The organism is Gymnodinialimonas mytili (assembly GCF_037544085.1).
Classification (GTDB): Bacteria; Pseudomonadota; Alphaproteobacteria; order Rhodobacterales; family Rhodobacteraceae; genus Gymnodinialimonas; species Gymnodinialimonas mytili.
Genome location: NZ_JBBIFW010000002.1, coordinates 794,561 through 807,670 on the forward strand (window position 1 = coordinate 794,561; position 13,110 = coordinate 807,670).

General features: G+C 62.9%; 13 protein-coding genes and 1 tRNA gene. 5 read left to right on the forward strand and 9 right to left on the reverse strand.

The window, feature by feature from the left end; translation table 11 throughout:
* Positions 1-185: 185 nt before the first annotated feature.
* The 3 genes from V8J82_RS13395 to V8J82_RS13405 all read right to left on the reverse strand — a co-directional run bounded on the left by V8J82_RS13395 (position 186) and on the right by V8J82_RS13405 (position 1,834).
* Positions 186-271 (reverse strand) — tRNA-Leu (locus V8J82_RS13395).
* Between the two features lie 281 nt (positions 272-552).
* Positions 553-1,098, reverse strand: coding sequence for an adenine phosphoribosyltransferase (locus V8J82_RS13400; RefSeq protein WP_339975866.1), 546 nt, complete (start codon positions 1,096-1,098; stop codon positions 553-555).
* Between the two features lie 25 nt (positions 1,099-1,123).
* A complete protein-coding gene (locus V8J82_RS13405; RefSeq protein ID WP_339975867.1) occupies positions 1,124-1,834 on the reverse strand; it encodes a DUF2927 domain-containing protein in 711 nt (236 codons plus the stop codon).
* A 366-nt stretch (positions 1,835-2,200) separates the two neighbouring features.
* Between V8J82_RS13405 and V8J82_RS13410 the strand changes: the two genes are divergently transcribed.
* On the forward strand, positions 2,201-3,190 hold the full coding sequence (locus V8J82_RS13410) for an alpha/beta hydrolase family protein (protein WP_339975868.1): 990 nt from the start codon (positions 2,201-2,203) through the stop codon (positions 3,188-3,190).
* Between the two features lie 182 nt (positions 3,191-3,372).
* Here V8J82_RS13410 and V8J82_RS13415 read toward each other — a convergent pair whose 3' ends face one another.
* The gene (locus V8J82_RS13415) at positions 3,373-3,855 is read right to left on the reverse strand and encodes a GNAT family N-acetyltransferase (protein WP_339975869.1); all 483 of its coding nucleotides are present in this window, start codon (positions 3,853-3,855) and stop codon (positions 3,373-3,375) included.
* A 91-nt stretch (positions 3,856-3,946) separates the two neighbouring features.
* On the opposite strand from V8J82_RS13415, the gene V8J82_RS13420 reads away from it, so the two are divergent.
* Positions 3,947-4,552 carry a flavin reductase family protein gene (locus tag V8J82_RS13420; RefSeq protein ID WP_339975870.1) on the forward strand — a complete coding sequence of 202 codons (606 nt, stop codon included), beginning with the start codon at positions 3,947-3,949 and terminating at the stop codon, positions 4,550-4,552.
* Here the strand turns inward: V8J82_RS13420 and V8J82_RS13425 are convergent.
* The 3 genes from V8J82_RS13425 to V8J82_RS13435 all read right to left on the reverse strand — a co-directional run bounded on the left by V8J82_RS13425 (position 4,533) and on the right by V8J82_RS13435 (position 7,468).
* Positions 4,533-5,033 (reverse strand): flavodoxin family protein, encoded by a 501-nt coding sequence (locus tag V8J82_RS13425; protein ID WP_339975871.1) that lies wholly within the window; start codon positions 5,031-5,033, stop codon positions 4,533-4,535. The two genes, V8J82_RS13420 and V8J82_RS13425, sit on opposite strands and share 20 nt — an antisense overlap.
* A gap of 230 nt (positions 5,034-5,263) precedes the next feature.
* On the reverse strand, positions 5,264-5,752 hold the full coding sequence (locus V8J82_RS13430) for a GNAT family N-acetyltransferase (protein ID WP_339975872.1): 489 nt from the start codon (positions 5,750-5,752) through the stop codon (positions 5,264-5,266).
* 93 nt (positions 5,753-5,845) lie between these two features.
* Positions 5,846-7,468 (reverse strand): SulP family inorganic anion transporter, encoded by a 1,623-nt coding sequence (locus V8J82_RS13435; protein ID WP_339975873.1) that lies wholly within the window; start codon positions 7,466-7,468, stop codon positions 5,846-5,848.
* Positions 7,469-7,665: 197 nt separating this feature from the next.
* On the opposite strand from V8J82_RS13435, the gene V8J82_RS13440 reads away from it, so the two are divergent.
* The gene (locus V8J82_RS13440; RefSeq protein ID WP_339975874.1) at positions 7,666-8,538 is read left to right on the forward strand and encodes an S-methyl-5'-thioadenosine phosphorylase; all 873 of its coding nucleotides are present in this window, start codon (positions 7,666-7,668) and stop codon (positions 8,536-8,538) included.
* A 24-nt stretch (positions 8,539-8,562) separates the two neighbouring features.
* Here the strand turns inward: V8J82_RS13440 and V8J82_RS13445 are convergent, their stop codons facing one another.
* Positions 8,563-9,156, reverse strand: a complete 594-nt coding sequence (locus V8J82_RS13445; RefSeq protein WP_339975875.1) for an NAD(P)H-dependent oxidoreductase — start codon at positions 9,154-9,156, stop codon at positions 8,563-8,565.
* 111 nt (positions 9,157-9,267) lie between these two features.
* Here V8J82_RS13445 and V8J82_RS13450 point away from each other — a divergent pair, with 111 nt between their 5' ends.
* Both V8J82_RS13450 and V8J82_RS13455 read left to right on the forward strand, forming a co-directional pair.
* A complete protein-coding gene (locus tag V8J82_RS13450) occupies positions 9,268-9,843 on the forward strand; it encodes a TetR/AcrR family transcriptional regulator (RefSeq protein WP_339975876.1) in 576 nt (191 codons plus the stop codon).
* A gap of 66 nt (positions 9,844-9,909) precedes the next feature.
* Complete coding sequence (locus tag V8J82_RS13455) at positions 9,910-10,536, forward strand: LysE family translocator (RefSeq protein WP_339975877.1); 627 nt, start codon at positions 9,910-9,912, stop codon at positions 10,534-10,536.
* Positions 10,537-10,743: 207 nt separating this feature from the next.
* Here V8J82_RS13455 and ptsP read toward each other — a convergent pair whose 3' ends face one another.
* The gene (ptsP, locus tag V8J82_RS13460) at positions 10,744-12,987 is read right to left on the reverse strand and encodes a phosphoenolpyruvate--protein phosphotransferase (protein ID WP_339975878.1); all 2,244 of its coding nucleotides are present in this window, start codon (positions 12,985-12,987) and stop codon (positions 10,744-10,746) included.
* Between the last annotated feature and the right edge of the window lie 123 nt (positions 12,988-13,110).

Consider the following 13,110-nt stretch of genomic DNA (forward strand, 5'->3'; position numbering starts at 1 on the left):
GCGGTCGAGAGGAGAAACCCAGAACCCGCAACTCGGCCGCAAGTAGCGCGACGTGTAGTAGGTCAAGGAAAGAGTGGTGCCGCTGAAAGGAGTAAACTAGAACCGTTGAAGCTCTCATCGTTTCTGCGAAACAACTACCGCCCAGCACGTTGTCCGGATATTGCCCGTTACTATCGAAACGTTGTTGGTGCGGGCGGTGGGACTCGAACCCACACGGGGAAATCCCCTTCAGATTTTAAGTCTGATATGTCTACCATTCCATCACGCCCGCCGGAGGGGTGCACCACCCGCTCTACGCCACACTCCTATCGCGGCGTCGCGCGCAGGACAATTTCTGATCGTGTATATTTTTGCGGAAGCGTGGGTTTGTGACCCTGGATCCCCGGGGTGCTGCGTATTCTGGATTGGGATCAGAATACGCAGCAGTCGGGTTCAACAAGCAGAGAAGCCCGCGGAAGTGCGGACATGTATACAGTAGCCGGAAATTGCTTAACGTAAGGTTAAGAAACCTAGGGCTTATCGCGTGGAAAAACTGTTTTTTGCAACTATCGGTTACGCGCCGTCATAGGTGCAGATCGCATGGACAGGGACGCTCATCGCTTCGAGTTTTGCACGGCCGCCCAGATCCGGCAAATCGATCACAAAGGCGCAGCCGATGACCTCTGCACCCAGGCGCTCGATCAAGGTGATGCCCGCTTCGGCGGTACCACCGGTGGCCAACAGATCGTCGACGATCAGCACCTTGTCACCCGGTCCGACCGCGTCGTCGTGGATTTCGACAATCGCTTCGCCATATTCCAGCGCATAGGATTGCTCGATCGTGGCGGCAGGCAACTTCCCCTTCTTCCGGATCGGGACAAAGCCCTTTGACAATTGATGCGCCACAGCGCCGCCCAGAATAAAACCGCGCGCCTCAAGCCCTGCTACGGAATCGATGGTTTGGCCCACAAAGGGGGACAGAAGCTGATCGACCGCCAGACGGAACCCGCGCGGATCTTGGAATAGCGTGGTGACATCGCGAAACAGGATCCCCTCATGCGGGAAATCCGGGATGGTTCGGATGTAATCGGCGACTGTCTTTTGGGCAGATGTGATCATGGCCAGCCTTTCTACGGCAAGGGGCTTAGTCGGTGGCGGAGGAGGATGTCCGCTCAGGCACGCCGGGGCGCGGGTAATGGCGACGGAGGGCGGCGGCATCTTGGCCGCGCAGCCGGGTTGCGGAGTTACCATCTTCGGCAAAGATTGACGTTTCGTAAGCAGGCGAGGCGATATCGGTCAGCAGGCCCAATGATTGTACCAATTCCTCCAGGACAACCGAGGCGATTTCGCGCCGCCTGATATCCTGGCTGATCGCGATAGAGGCGGCGACAATATCAGCGCCACGCGAGCGGATGGCAACGCGGGCAATCGCGATCTCAGCGCCATCCAATTCGGGCACCCCGGTGCCGGAAATCACCCCACCCTGCGGGGCGTCGATCAGAAACACCGGGATGTCGTAAGCGCCCTCATAGGCGCGTTCCAGAAACAGATGAGCGCCCGCGCCGTTGATTTGGTCGATGGCGTCGTCGATGGCGCTGTCGACAAGGTCGAATTTGTAATCGGGAAAGGTCGGATCGGTTGCGGCGATGCCAACGGTCAGCGACAGGCGCTGGTCCTCGGGCCAGAAAATGAACGGTTTGTTGCAGTCGAGCCCCGGCGGCGCGGCGCAGGCGATCAACCGGTAAAAGGCGTCATCGGACAATAGATGCGGTACGGCGATGAATTCCTGCGCCACCGGGGCGCGGAGCCCGGGCAGCAGGGTCAGAAGCAGAGCAAGAAGGATCGAACGCCACATCCCACCGTGATGGCGCGGCTTTCGGGCCCGATCAAGCGGCGGTTTGGGATTGCAGGGATGCTGTTGCGCGAAGGCCAGTGCCAGGTGGCCCTGCCCGCCGGTGCGGGGCGACGGCGCGGCGCGGGCGCAAGCCGCCAGCGACCTGTTCTCAGATCAGATGCGTTTGGCGCGCAATGGCTTGTATCATCGCGCCGAACGCTGGCCCAAATCAAACGCAATGCATTTTGCGGCCAGGGTCTGATAGCGCCGAAAGCTTTCGATGCTGTCCCGCGCCTATCGTCACGATTTCAACGCGTGTGGTTTGAAGCGTTGCCCCGCGGCGGATCGGTTCGTAGGCTTCCGCTGAGAATTCAGGAGGCTTAAGACATGCGGCTTTGGTCTATCGCCCTCGGCTTTGCAATTCTCTGCCCCGCCGTCGCAGAGGCGGTCGGGTTTGAGCAGGCGACGATCCCAACCTCGCCACCGATCGAAATTGGCATCTGGTATCCGTCATCCTCGTCGAGGGTGGCGGCCGTGAACGTCCCATTCGGCCAGGCTTTGGCCGTGGACGGAGAGATTGAGGGAGAAGAGCTGCCTCTCGTCCTGTTGTCTCATGGACATGACAGCAATATGCACGCACATGTCCATACGGCACTGGCGCTTGCCGAAGCGGGATATGTTGCTGTCGCCCTGACACATCCCGGCGACAACGCCCAGAACCAGCTGACGGTGGCGTCCGACTGGCTGGTCTCACGGCCGGCGGATATCTCACGCACCTTGGACTACATGGTGTCAGACTGGATCCATGCGGATGTGATTGATGCCGACCGCATCGGCGTCTTCGGCTTTTCGATGGGCGGATATACGGCTTTGGCGGCCGCCGGTGCGCTGATCGATATCGACCAAGCGGCACGGCATTGCGCTGAAACCCCCGAAGACCTCACCTGCGACCCGAGCGCCCTGGACAACGTGGACCCAACCGAATTCGATCCCCGTCTGCGGGATGTGGCGGGCGATCCGCGTGTCGCAGCGATTGTCGTCGTCGCACCGGGATATGGCTACGCGTTCGACAGAGAGGCATTGGAAAACGTCACGGTTCCGGTGCAGATCTGGTCAGGCTCCATTGACGAACTGACACCCCATATCTGGAACGGGGCGGTGCTCGCGGCCAACCTGCCGGACTCGCCCGAGGTTCATGTCGTCGAAAACGCTGGCCATCTTGCGTTTGCTGCACCGTGCCCCGAGAGCATCCGGCACTATGATCGCTATACCTGGGACACCTATTGTCGCGACGCGGAGGGCTTTGACCGAGCGGCGTTCCACGCGGTGTTTCATCAGCGAATTGTGGATTTCTTGGACAGTGTGATCTCGCCCTGACCCGGATGCACGGCGCGATTGCGTTTACCGCGGCTGTGTCAGCGCGACGACGGCGTCGGTCTGTGCGTTTTATGATCGTTTTTGCTGCGGATAGGCAGCGGACCATGGATCATGGGCCGCAGGTGAGCGGGCGCCGTGGGCGGCCCCGGGGCAGGCCCCGGTCCACGGCACGGCGCCCGCGCCTAGCGGTGTCTGATATGCTGTGTGACCGGGCCGGTGATCCCCGCCCAGTCGCCATAGCCCAGAACGCGATCAGGGTTGGTGGGCGGTGGCATGTGCACGCCTGTCAGGCGGCGGAACCCGAAGCGCCCGTAATAGGGCGCGTCGCCCACCAGCAGCACCCGGGGCCAGGCGCCACCTTGCGCCCGGTCCAATCCTTCGGCGATCAGCGTCGCGCCCAGGCCTTCGCCCTGCCGCGTCGGGTGCACCGCCACCGGGCCCAGCAACAACGCCTCGGCTTCCCCGACATGCACGGGCCAGAACCGGATCGCGCCCGCCAGGATCCCCAGATCATCGCGCATCATCAGGCACAAAGCGGCGATAGGCGCCACACCATCGCGCAGTCGATACGACGACAGCGCCTCGCGCCCCGGGGCAAAGGCGGTGTCATAAAGCGCCTCCACCTCGGCCCGATCCTCGGGCGTTTCCTCAGCCAGCCTGTACATGTGAGCCTGTCGGGCGCCCTTGATCTTGATGCTGGCGCCCGGCCTAGCACGGGGGTAGGTCTTTGCCAAATACCCGTCAAGGAGCCCTCAGATGTACTACCGCCCCGCCGATGGCCATGGCCTGCCGCACAATCCGTTCAATGCTGTGGTCACGCCGCGCCCGATCGGCTGGATTTCGACCCGCGGCGCGGATGGCGTGGACAATCTGGCACCCTATTCCTTCTTCAATGCGGTGGCCTATGTGCCGCCCCAGGTCATGTTCGCCTCGACCTCGGCCAAGGACGACCGGGGCGATACCAAGGACAGTGTGGCCAATATCCGAGACACGGGCGTGTTCTGCGTGAATATCGTGGAATATGAGGCGCGCGCGGTGATGAACGAAACCTCCGGGCCCTGGGCGAAGGGGGACGACGAATTCACGCGCGCCGAGATTGCCCGCACGGAGTGTGCCGAGATCGCCTGTTCCCGCGTCGCTGACGCGCCCGCCAGCCTGGAATGCCGGATGACCCAGATCCTGCGCCTGGAGGGGGAGGCGAATTTTGCCGTCTTCGGCGAGGTGATCGGCGTTCATCTGCGCGACGATTGCCTGGTGGATGGGATGTTCGATGTCACGAAGTTCAACCCGCTCACCCGTCTGGGCTACAAGGATTACTCCGTCGTGCGCGAGGTCTTTTCGCTCACCCGCCCGGGGGAATAGAGGCGATCTGCGACTGAAGCTGGGCGACAAAGGCGGCGATCTTGTCTTCGCCCGCCTCGGTGCCGTGTGTCTTGGTGGTCAGTGAAAGCCACGGAGGGATCGCACCCGCGGCTCCGATCCCGTCGATCTGAAGGGGGACGTTCTTTTGCTCATCGACCCCGCCGCTGGTGGTGAACACGCCCAGGATGGGGGGCAGATCCGCGCGCTGATCCACAAGACTGCGCAGCGGTGTCGACAGATAGCTTGTCCAAATCGGGCTGCCGATCACGAGCCAATCCGCGCCCTGCACAGGTGGTGTGACGGTGATCGCGGGGCGATATTCACGCAGGCTGTCGCGCCCGGCACGCATATATCCCAAGACAGGCCAGCCATAGCGCCCGGGATCGATCCGTGAGATCTCACAGCCCAGACGCCCCGCCAGATCCTCGGCCAATCGCGCTGTGGTGCCGCTCCGGGAATAGACAACGATCCGACCTGCCATGGTCATGCTCCTCCTGATTACGCTCCGCAGAATCGGCGATAGCACCGTGGTGCGGGCCGGTCTTTGACGCGGATCAATCGGGTTTGAGCGGCCGTGTTGACAGGGCGCAGAGTCTTTCTGGCCAAGCTGCAATCGCCTGGAAATCTTCGCCGCGCATGGGCGCCAAGATCTGCGCATCAAGCGGAGGCGGCACAGGATCGCGCCTTCGATGCTTTGCGGACCAGTCCGGCCTATCGTCTTGCAACCATTGGCAAGATCAAGCCCCATTTGGTCTGCTGCACGGGTCCTGTCGGTTCGAAACCCAGTCTCTTGTAAACGGCTATGGCCCGGGCATTGTCCGGATGCGGATCGGTTGCGATCACGGGCGCGCCTTCGTCAAACAGAGCCTGCATTCTTGTTCCGATAAACGCAGATCCATGCCCAAATCCAACCATGTCGGGCTCGCCGATATATTGATCGATCCCCCGCGCGCCCCTGGGAAGATCGGCGAAATGGTGGTCGTCCCACCCGTGCACATTGTAATCCTGCATGAACGCGAAGGGCTGCTCTGCATATGAAACGATCCAGCGCGCCACGTGGGGATCCGCCAAATCCGCTTCCCCATAGGGCTCACTTGCACCCCACCAGGCGCGGACATGCGGGTGAGATTGCCAGACCGCAAGCAACGCGAGATCATCGCGCGTCGCGCGACGGAAATCGTAGGGGCCGGTCGTGATCATGCGATCACTCTAGCATATCGCGCGGCGGTCGGTTCGGGCCGATTGTAGGTCAGGTCCGTGACCTAGGTGTCAACACGACCCGACCTGCTCCGTTTAGTGATCGCCCAAGATGCCTGTGCGGACCGAATAGTTCACCGCGACCTCGTAATCGGGGTCGTCATCGCTGTCGACCACCAGGTGGCCTGCCTTGGTCAGCAAGGCGTGGCAATCGCGGGTCAGGTGGCGCAGCTCGATCTTCTTGCCTGCTGCCTCATACCGGCCCGCCAGCTTCTCGATGGCTTGCAGGGCGGATTGATCGGCCACGCGGCTTTCCGCGAAATCCACGATCACGACCGAAGGATCATCGCCCGGATTGAAGAGTTCGCCAAAGCCCTCGGCCGAACCGAAGAACAACGGCCCCTTCACTTGGTAGACCCGTGCGCCCTCGGGCGTCTCGTAGGTGCGGGCGCGGATGCGTGTGGCGTTTTGCCAGGCATAGGCCAGGGCCGAGACGATGACGCCAACCACCACCGCGGTGGCCAGGTCGGTGGCGACGGTCACCACCGTGACCAGGATGATCACGACCGCATCCGTGCGCGGCACCTTGAACAGGATTTTCAGGCTGTTCCACGCGAATGTCCCGATCACCACCATGAACATTACGCCGACCAACGCGGCCAAGGGGATCTGCTCGATCACCGCGGAGCCGAAGAGGATGAATGACAGCAGGAACAAAGCCGCGGCGATCCCGGCAATCCGTGTCCGCGCCCCGGATTTCACGTTGATCATCGATTGCCCGATCATGGCGCAGCCGCCCATGCCGCCGAAGACCCCGGTGACGGTATTGGCGACGCCCTGGGCCACGCATTCCTGGCTTGCACCACCGCGCTTGCCGGTGATTTCACCGACAAGGTTCAGGGTCAGCAGACTTTCGATCAGACCAATCGCGGCCAGGATCAGCGCGTAGGGCAGAATGATTTCGAACGTCTCCCAGGTCAGTGGAACCATCGGAATATGGAACAGCGGCAGGCCGCCTTCGATCGAAGCCATATCACCGACCCGCGGCACATCGATCCCGAAGATCAGCACAATCGCCGCCGTGATCCCGATGCCCGCCAGCGGGGCAGGGACCACACTGGTCAGTTTCGGCAGGGCCCAGATGATCGCCATGGTCAGCGCCACAAGGGCGAGCATCGTGTAAAGCGGCGCGCCCGACAGCCACTCTCCGCTGGCCATGCCGTGGCCCGAAGCCTCGGCAGTGCCCGGCACCTGGAATTGGCTAAGCTGCGCCAGGAAAATCACAATCGCCAGGCCGTTCACGAAGCCCAGCATCACCGGATGCGGCACCAGGCGGATGAACTTGCCCCAGCGCATGATCCCGACCACGATCTGGATCAAACCCATCAAGACCACCGTGGCGAACAGATATTCGACGCCGTGATCGGCCACGAGACTGACCATCACAACCGCCAACGCGCCCGTCGCGCCCGAGATCATGCCGGGCCGCCCACCGATCAGCGCGGTGATCAGCCCCACGATAAAGGCCGCATAGAGCCCCACCAGCGGATGCACCCCCGCCACAAATGCAAATGCCACCGCCTCTGGCACCAATGCCAGCGCCACGGTCAGGCCGGCCAGCACTTCGATGCGCAGGCGCGCGGGGCTCAGGCTTTCGCCGAGCGAGGACAGGTCAGGCGACAAACGGCCTTTTGTTACCGCAGCAAGGATGCGGGTCATGGGCACCTCAAATTTTGTTCGATTAAAGCGATCTCAGGCCGCTGCCACGGCTGGCTCCGCACAGATTTGCCCAGCACCTAGGCGGAAATGCCGGGCGAGTCACGGAATACTTCTGCATATCGGCCCTGCACGACGCCACGGCGTTGCATCTGCGTGGCCCGGATGCCACGCTGACTACGCTTAGCTATGGGGGCGACATGGACCGGCATCTTGGCGTGATCGGCGGATCGGGGCTTTACAATATCGACGGGCTGGACGGCGCGGATTGGCAGGCTGTGGCCAGTCCGTTCGGGGCGCCGTCGGATCAGATCCTGACCGGGCGCATCGGCGATTTGACGGTGTCCTTTCTGCCCCGCCACGGGCGCGGCCATATCCATTCGCCCACGACCGTGCCCTACCGTGCCAATATCGATGCGCTCAAGCGGATCGGCGTGACAGATGTGCTGAGCGTCTCGGCCTGCGGATCCTTCCGCGAGGCGATGGCGCCGGGCGATTTCGTGATCGTCGATCAATTCATCGACCGCACCTTCGCGCGCGAGAAATCGTTCTTCGGCACCGGTTGCGTGGCCCATGTTTCGGTCGCGCATCCGGTCTGCCCGACGCTCGGCGCCGCCGCTGCGGACGCCGCCCGCGCCGCTGGCGTGACCGTGCATGACGGCGGCATCTATCTGGCCATGGAAGGCCCGCAATTCTCCACCCTGGCCGAGAGCAAGCTCTACCGAGAGGTCTGGGGCTGCGACGTGATCGGCATGACCAACATGCCCGAGGCGAAATTGGCGCGCGAGGCCGAGCTTTGCTATGCCTCGGTCGCCATGATCACCGATTATGACAGCTGGCATCCCGGTCACGGCGCCGTCGATATCACCGCCATCGTCGAAACCTTGCACGGCAATGCCGCCGCCGCCCGTAGGATGGTGGCCACATTGGCCCAAAGCCTCAGCCCGGACCGCGCGCCCTGTTCGGCCAAATGCGACCGTGCGCTTGACCACGCCATCCTGACCGCGCCCGACAAACGCGATCCGGCCTTGGTAGCGCAATTGGATGCGGTGGCGGGGCGGGTGATGGGCTAGAGGCCCCTTCCTCGTCGCAGATCCTCAGATGCCCTTCCGTCCAAGGGCGCGCATCTGGTCGATCCATTTGTCGACGGTCTCCGCAGTCGCGGAGCTGGCTGGCGCCAAATGGGTCATTCGGGTCGGCGAAATCCCGATGAACTTGAAAATCTGCCCCTTGATCTGGCGCAGCAAAGCGCGCCGATAGAACAATCCGAAAAACGGCGCGGGCGTGTCGGATGTGACAATCGCCCGCCCGCTGCGCCCCGTCAGAAGCGGGTGAGGCATGCCGAGCGTGTTGCGCTGACGCGGATCAAAGGCCCAACCCGGCACCAAAACCCGATCGATCAGACCCTTTAGCTTGGCGGGCAAGCCGCCCCACCACATCGGCGTTGTCAGAACGATATGATTCGCCCAGAGGACGTCCTCCTGGAAGGCCTTCAGCGCGGCCTCCAGGGGTTTTTGTTGTCCATAGCCCGCATAGCCGTGATCGGGGTCAAACTGCAAAGCCGACAAGTGGCGCAGGCGTATCTCATGGCCCGCCTCCTGCGCGGCCTCTGCGTAAGCTTCGGCCAAAGCCCTGGAAAGCGACGTTTCAGCCGGGTGGCCATTGGTGATCAAGATGCGTTTCGATTGCATGGCGTCCTCGCGGGAAAATAATGACCGTGGTCATAAAATACAAAATGACCGCGGTCAATTTATATTTTGACTGCGGTCAGAGAATTGGGATAGTTGAGCATGGTTCGAAAAATGCAGACCCGTACCCTAGTCACCCGCGCAAAGCTGCTTCAGGTCGCGCAGGCACTTGTTGCCGATGGCGGTTACGGCGCCCTGCGTGTCGATGAGGTGGTCAAGGAGGCCGGCGTCGCCAAAGGCACGTTTTTCGCCCATTTCCGGGACAAAGATGCGCTTATGGACCACCTGATTGGCGGGCAGATCGATCTATTGATCGATCAAGCGACGGTGCACCCCGCACCGAATAACGTGGATGACTTGGTCACGTGTCTGACCCCGCTCATGGTGTTCATGACCTCCGAGCGATACGTCTTTGACATCATTTTGCGCCATTCCGGAGCGGCGGCGAAGGATGAGATCGGCGCCATCGCGCAGACCTTCGCGCGCCAAGTGAATTTGATGTCCGACTGGGTGGCGGGCGGCCCGTTCCGGACCGATGTCCCCGCGCGTCTGCTGGCGGACGGCATCCAGGCCTTCTTGATCCATTGCATCGGCTTGCAGTTCTGTGCCGCCCATCAGGGGGCACCCATGGATCAGCGGTTGCGGCATTTTCTCGACGCTTGGCTCAGCCCAATTGCGCGTTCGCCATAACGGATCGCCTGATAGTGACATTTCCGCGGGATCGGGGCTTAGTGCTCGAAACATCGGAGATCGCTTATGCCCCTTGATACCTGGCTCACTTTCGTCGTCGCCTCCACTGCGTTGCTGCTTATCCCCGGCCCAACCGTCCTGCTGGTACTGAGCTATGCGATCAGCCAAGGGCGACGCGTGGCCCTGTCGACCGCGGCGGGCGTGGCGCTGGGGGATCTGATCGCAATGACCGCCTCCCTCGCGGGCCTCGGCGCTTTGGTCCTGGCCTCGGCGACGCTCTTTACGATCTTAAAATGGGTCGGCGCCGTTTACCTCGTCTATCTCGGCGCGAAGATGATCCTCAGTGCGGGTAAGATCGACTTCGCCTTGCCGGAGGCGCAGGCGGTTACTGCCCGCCGCACCTTCGGCCATGCCGCGGCCGTTACGGCGCTGAACCCCAAAAGCATCGCCTTCTTCATCGCGTTTGTCCCGCAATTCATCCAGCCCGACGCGGCCCTTCTGCCGCAATTCGCCATTCTGGTCACATCATTCGTTGCATTGGCCACGCTGAACGCACTGGTCTATGCGCTGCTGGCCGGCAGCCTGCGCAATCGCCTGTCGCGCCCCGGCGTGATCGCCTGGCTGACGCGCGCAGGCGGCGCCACGCTGATCGGGATGGGGGTGCTGACGGCAACCCTGCGCCGCGCCAGCTAGGATCCGAGGCGCCTCTTTCATCTTGGCGGAAAAACTCCGGGGGGCGTCCGAAGGACGGGGGGGCAGCGCCCCCAAACACGTGGGGCTTTCGCACCATGTTCCATCATGCAGGCCAGCCGCGCCACCGACCAGGCGCGCGGCCCTTGGCAATGTCCGGCGGCGCAACTTGACCAAGACGCCGTGACGACAGGCATTCCGCCGCAGCAATTATCCCTGCCGCTTCAGCCAATCCATCATCGCGCCACGCACGCTTTGACCGCCGCTGCCCCGCGCCTCGGTGATCACCGCGCGGGCCTCGCGCAGATCCACGCGCCGCAGCAAGGATTTCACCGGCCCGATCGATGCGGGCCGCATCGACAGCGTCCGCAGACCCATCGCCGCGAAACACACCGCCTCCACCGGTCGCCCGGCATCCTCGCCGCAGAAACTCAGCGCCGTATCGCTATCGCCACAGCGATGCACGATCTGTTCCAGGAAGGTCAGATAGCTGACATTCAGCGTGTCATAGCGCCGCCGGACCCGTTCATTCTCGCGGTCGGCGGCAAAGAAGAACTGCTTCAGATCGTTCCCGCCAATCGAGATGAAATCGGCCAGTTCGAAGAATTGCCGCGGCGCGAAGGCCAGGCTCGGCGTCTCCAGCATCGCACCGACTTCCAGTCGCTCGGGCAAGACATGGCCCAGAGCTGCTTCGCGATCGATCTCGCGCATCAAATGGTCGCGGGCCTCGGTAAACTCGTCGAATTGCGCGATGAACGGGAACATCACGCTCAGCGGCCGCCCGCCCGCCGCGCGGATCAGCGCCTGCAATTGCATCCGCATCACGCCGGGCTTGTCCAGCCCCACCCGGATCGCGCGCCAGCCCAAGGCCGGGTTCGGCTCATCCTGCGGCTTCATATAGGGCAGCACCTTGTCCGACCCGATATCGAGTGTCCGGAACACCACGCGTTTGCCCTGGGCGGCATCCATCACGCGAGCGTAGAGCCCCGCCAACTCACCCCGCCGCGGCACGCGGGCGCGGGTCAGAAATTGCAACTCGGTCCGGAACAGGCCAACACCCTCGGCGCCCGAGGACGGCAAGGACGGCAGATCCGCCATCAGGCCCGCATTCATGTGCAGGCCGATCACCGTGCCGTCGCGTGTTTCAGCAGGTTTTTCGCGGATCGAGGCATAGCGCTCCTGCGCTTCGGCCTGCATCGCCATCTTGTCGCGAAATGCACTCGCCACCGTGTCCTCGGGGCGCAGATGCACGATGCCCTGATCGCCATCGACCAGGATCGGATCACCGTTCAACGCTTCGGTCGTGATGCGGCCGGTATGGATCACCAAGGGGATCGCCAGGGCGCGCGCGACAATCGCCGCATGGGACCCGACGGAGCCTTCTTCTAGAACAACACCGCGCAGCTTGCGCCCGTAATCCAGCAATTCCGCAGGCCCGATATTGCGCGCCACGAGGACCGGGTCGCGCGGCAATTCGGCGCCGGTATCCTTGCCCTGACCGGTCAGCAGCCGCAGCAGACGGTTCGACAGATCGTCCAGATCATGCAGCCGCTCGCGCAAATAGGCGTCCGGCACCGTCTCCATCCGCGCCCTTGCGCTGGATTGTTCTTTCTCCACCGCCGCCTCGGCACTTAGACCGCGGGCGATGTCCTCCTCCATCCGGCGCATCCAGCCCCGTGATTGCGCGAACATCCGGTAGGCCTCCAACACCTCGTGCTGTTCCTTGTCACCGGTCGAGGCGCGGCTCAGCATCTGGTCGATATCGGTGCGCAATTGCGCGATCGCCTCGGTCAGGCGCGTGCGTTCGGCCTCGGGATCTTCGGCCACCGGTTTGGTCACCACCACGCGCGGCTCATGCAGCCAGACATGGCCCATCGCCGCGCCTTCCTGTCCGCAGGTGCCACGGATCATCACCTGGCTGGTATGCCGCGCACTCAGGGCCGCACCTTCGCCGACAAAGGCGCCCAGTTCGGTCATCTCGGCCAGAACCATGGCCACGACCTCCAGGCCGTAAACCTCGTCCTCGGAATAGGCGCGCGCATCTTTGGATTGCACAACCAGCACGCCCAGCCGTTCGCCCAGGCGCTGGATCGGCACGCCGAGAAAGCTAGAATAGGCCTCTTCGCCGGTCTCGGGCATGTAGCGAAAGCCCTTTTCGTCGGGCGCATTGGCGCTGTTGATCGGCTGCGCCCGCAGCGCGACACGGCCCACCAGACCTTCGCCCAGGCGCATCCGCGTGACATGCACGGATTCCGGCGCCAGCCCCTGGGTGGCGCAGAGCTCCAGCGTGTCGGCATCGCGCAGCAGATAGACCGAGCACACTTCGGTGCCCATCGAATCCGCGATCAGGCGCGTGATGCGATCCAGCCGTTCCTGACCCGCCGCGGCGTCGGCCATGACAGCTTGCAAACCGGACAGAAGTTTCCGGCTTTCAGATCCTGAGGTATTGGCCATATGTCCCCGCCCTGACAGTTTCGACTGTCTATTTAGACAGGTGTAGCGCGCCCGGTCCACGCCGCGCAATGGGGCTGAGCGTGGCTGTTTGCGCAAACGTCGCCTGCCAGGGGCCGGGCCGCG

Bases quoted from the DNA above. Each gene is read 5' to 3' on its own strand.
- V8J82_RS13415 (WP_339975869.1), bottom strand. From the start codon at position 3,855: ATGTACAGGCTGGCTGAGGAAACGCCCGAGGATCGGGCCGAGGTGGAG.
- V8J82_RS13420 (WP_339975870.1), top strand. From the start codon at position 3,947: ATGTACTACCGCCCCGCCGATGGCCATGGCCTGCCGCACAATCCGTTC.
- V8J82_RS13455 (WP_339975877.1), top strand. From the start codon at position 9,910: ATGCCCCTTGATACCTGGCTCACTTTCGTCGTCGCCTCCACTGCGTTG.
- V8J82_RS13410 (WP_339975868.1), top strand. From the start codon at position 2,201: ATGCGGCTTTGGTCTATCGCCCTCGGCTTTGCAATTCTCTGCCCCGCC.
- V8J82_RS13440 (WP_339975874.1), top strand. From the start codon at position 7,666: ATGGACCGGCATCTTGGCGTGATCGGCGGATCGGGGCTTTACAATATC.
- ptsP (WP_339975878.1), bottom strand. From the start codon at position 12,987: ATGGCCAATACCTCAGGATCTGAAAGCCGGAAACTTCTGTCCGGTTTG.
- V8J82_RS13405 (WP_339975867.1), bottom strand. From the start codon at position 1,834: ATGTGGCGTTCGATCCTTCTTGCTCTGCTTCTGACCCTGCTGCCCGGG.
- V8J82_RS13430 (WP_339975872.1), bottom strand. From the start codon at position 5,752: ATGATCACGACCGGCCCCTACGATTTCCGTCGCGCGACGCGCGATGAT.
- V8J82_RS13435 (WP_339975873.1), bottom strand. From the start codon at position 7,468: ATGACCCGCATCCTTGCTGCGGTAACAAAAGGCCGTTTGTCGCCTGAC.
- V8J82_RS13425 (WP_339975871.1), bottom strand. From the start codon at position 5,033: ATGGCAGGTCGGATCGTTGTCTATTCCCGGAGCGGCACCACAGCGCGA.
- V8J82_RS13450 (WP_339975876.1), top strand. From the start codon at position 9,268: ATGCAGACCCGTACCCTAGTCACCCGCGCAAAGCTGCTTCAGGTCGCG.
- V8J82_RS13400 (WP_339975866.1), bottom strand. From the start codon at position 1,098: ATGATCACATCTGCCCAAAAGACAGTCGCCGATTACATCCGAACCATC.
- V8J82_RS13445 (WP_339975875.1), bottom strand. From the start codon at position 9,156: ATGCAATCGAAACGCATCTTGATCACCAATGGCCACCCGGCTGAAACG.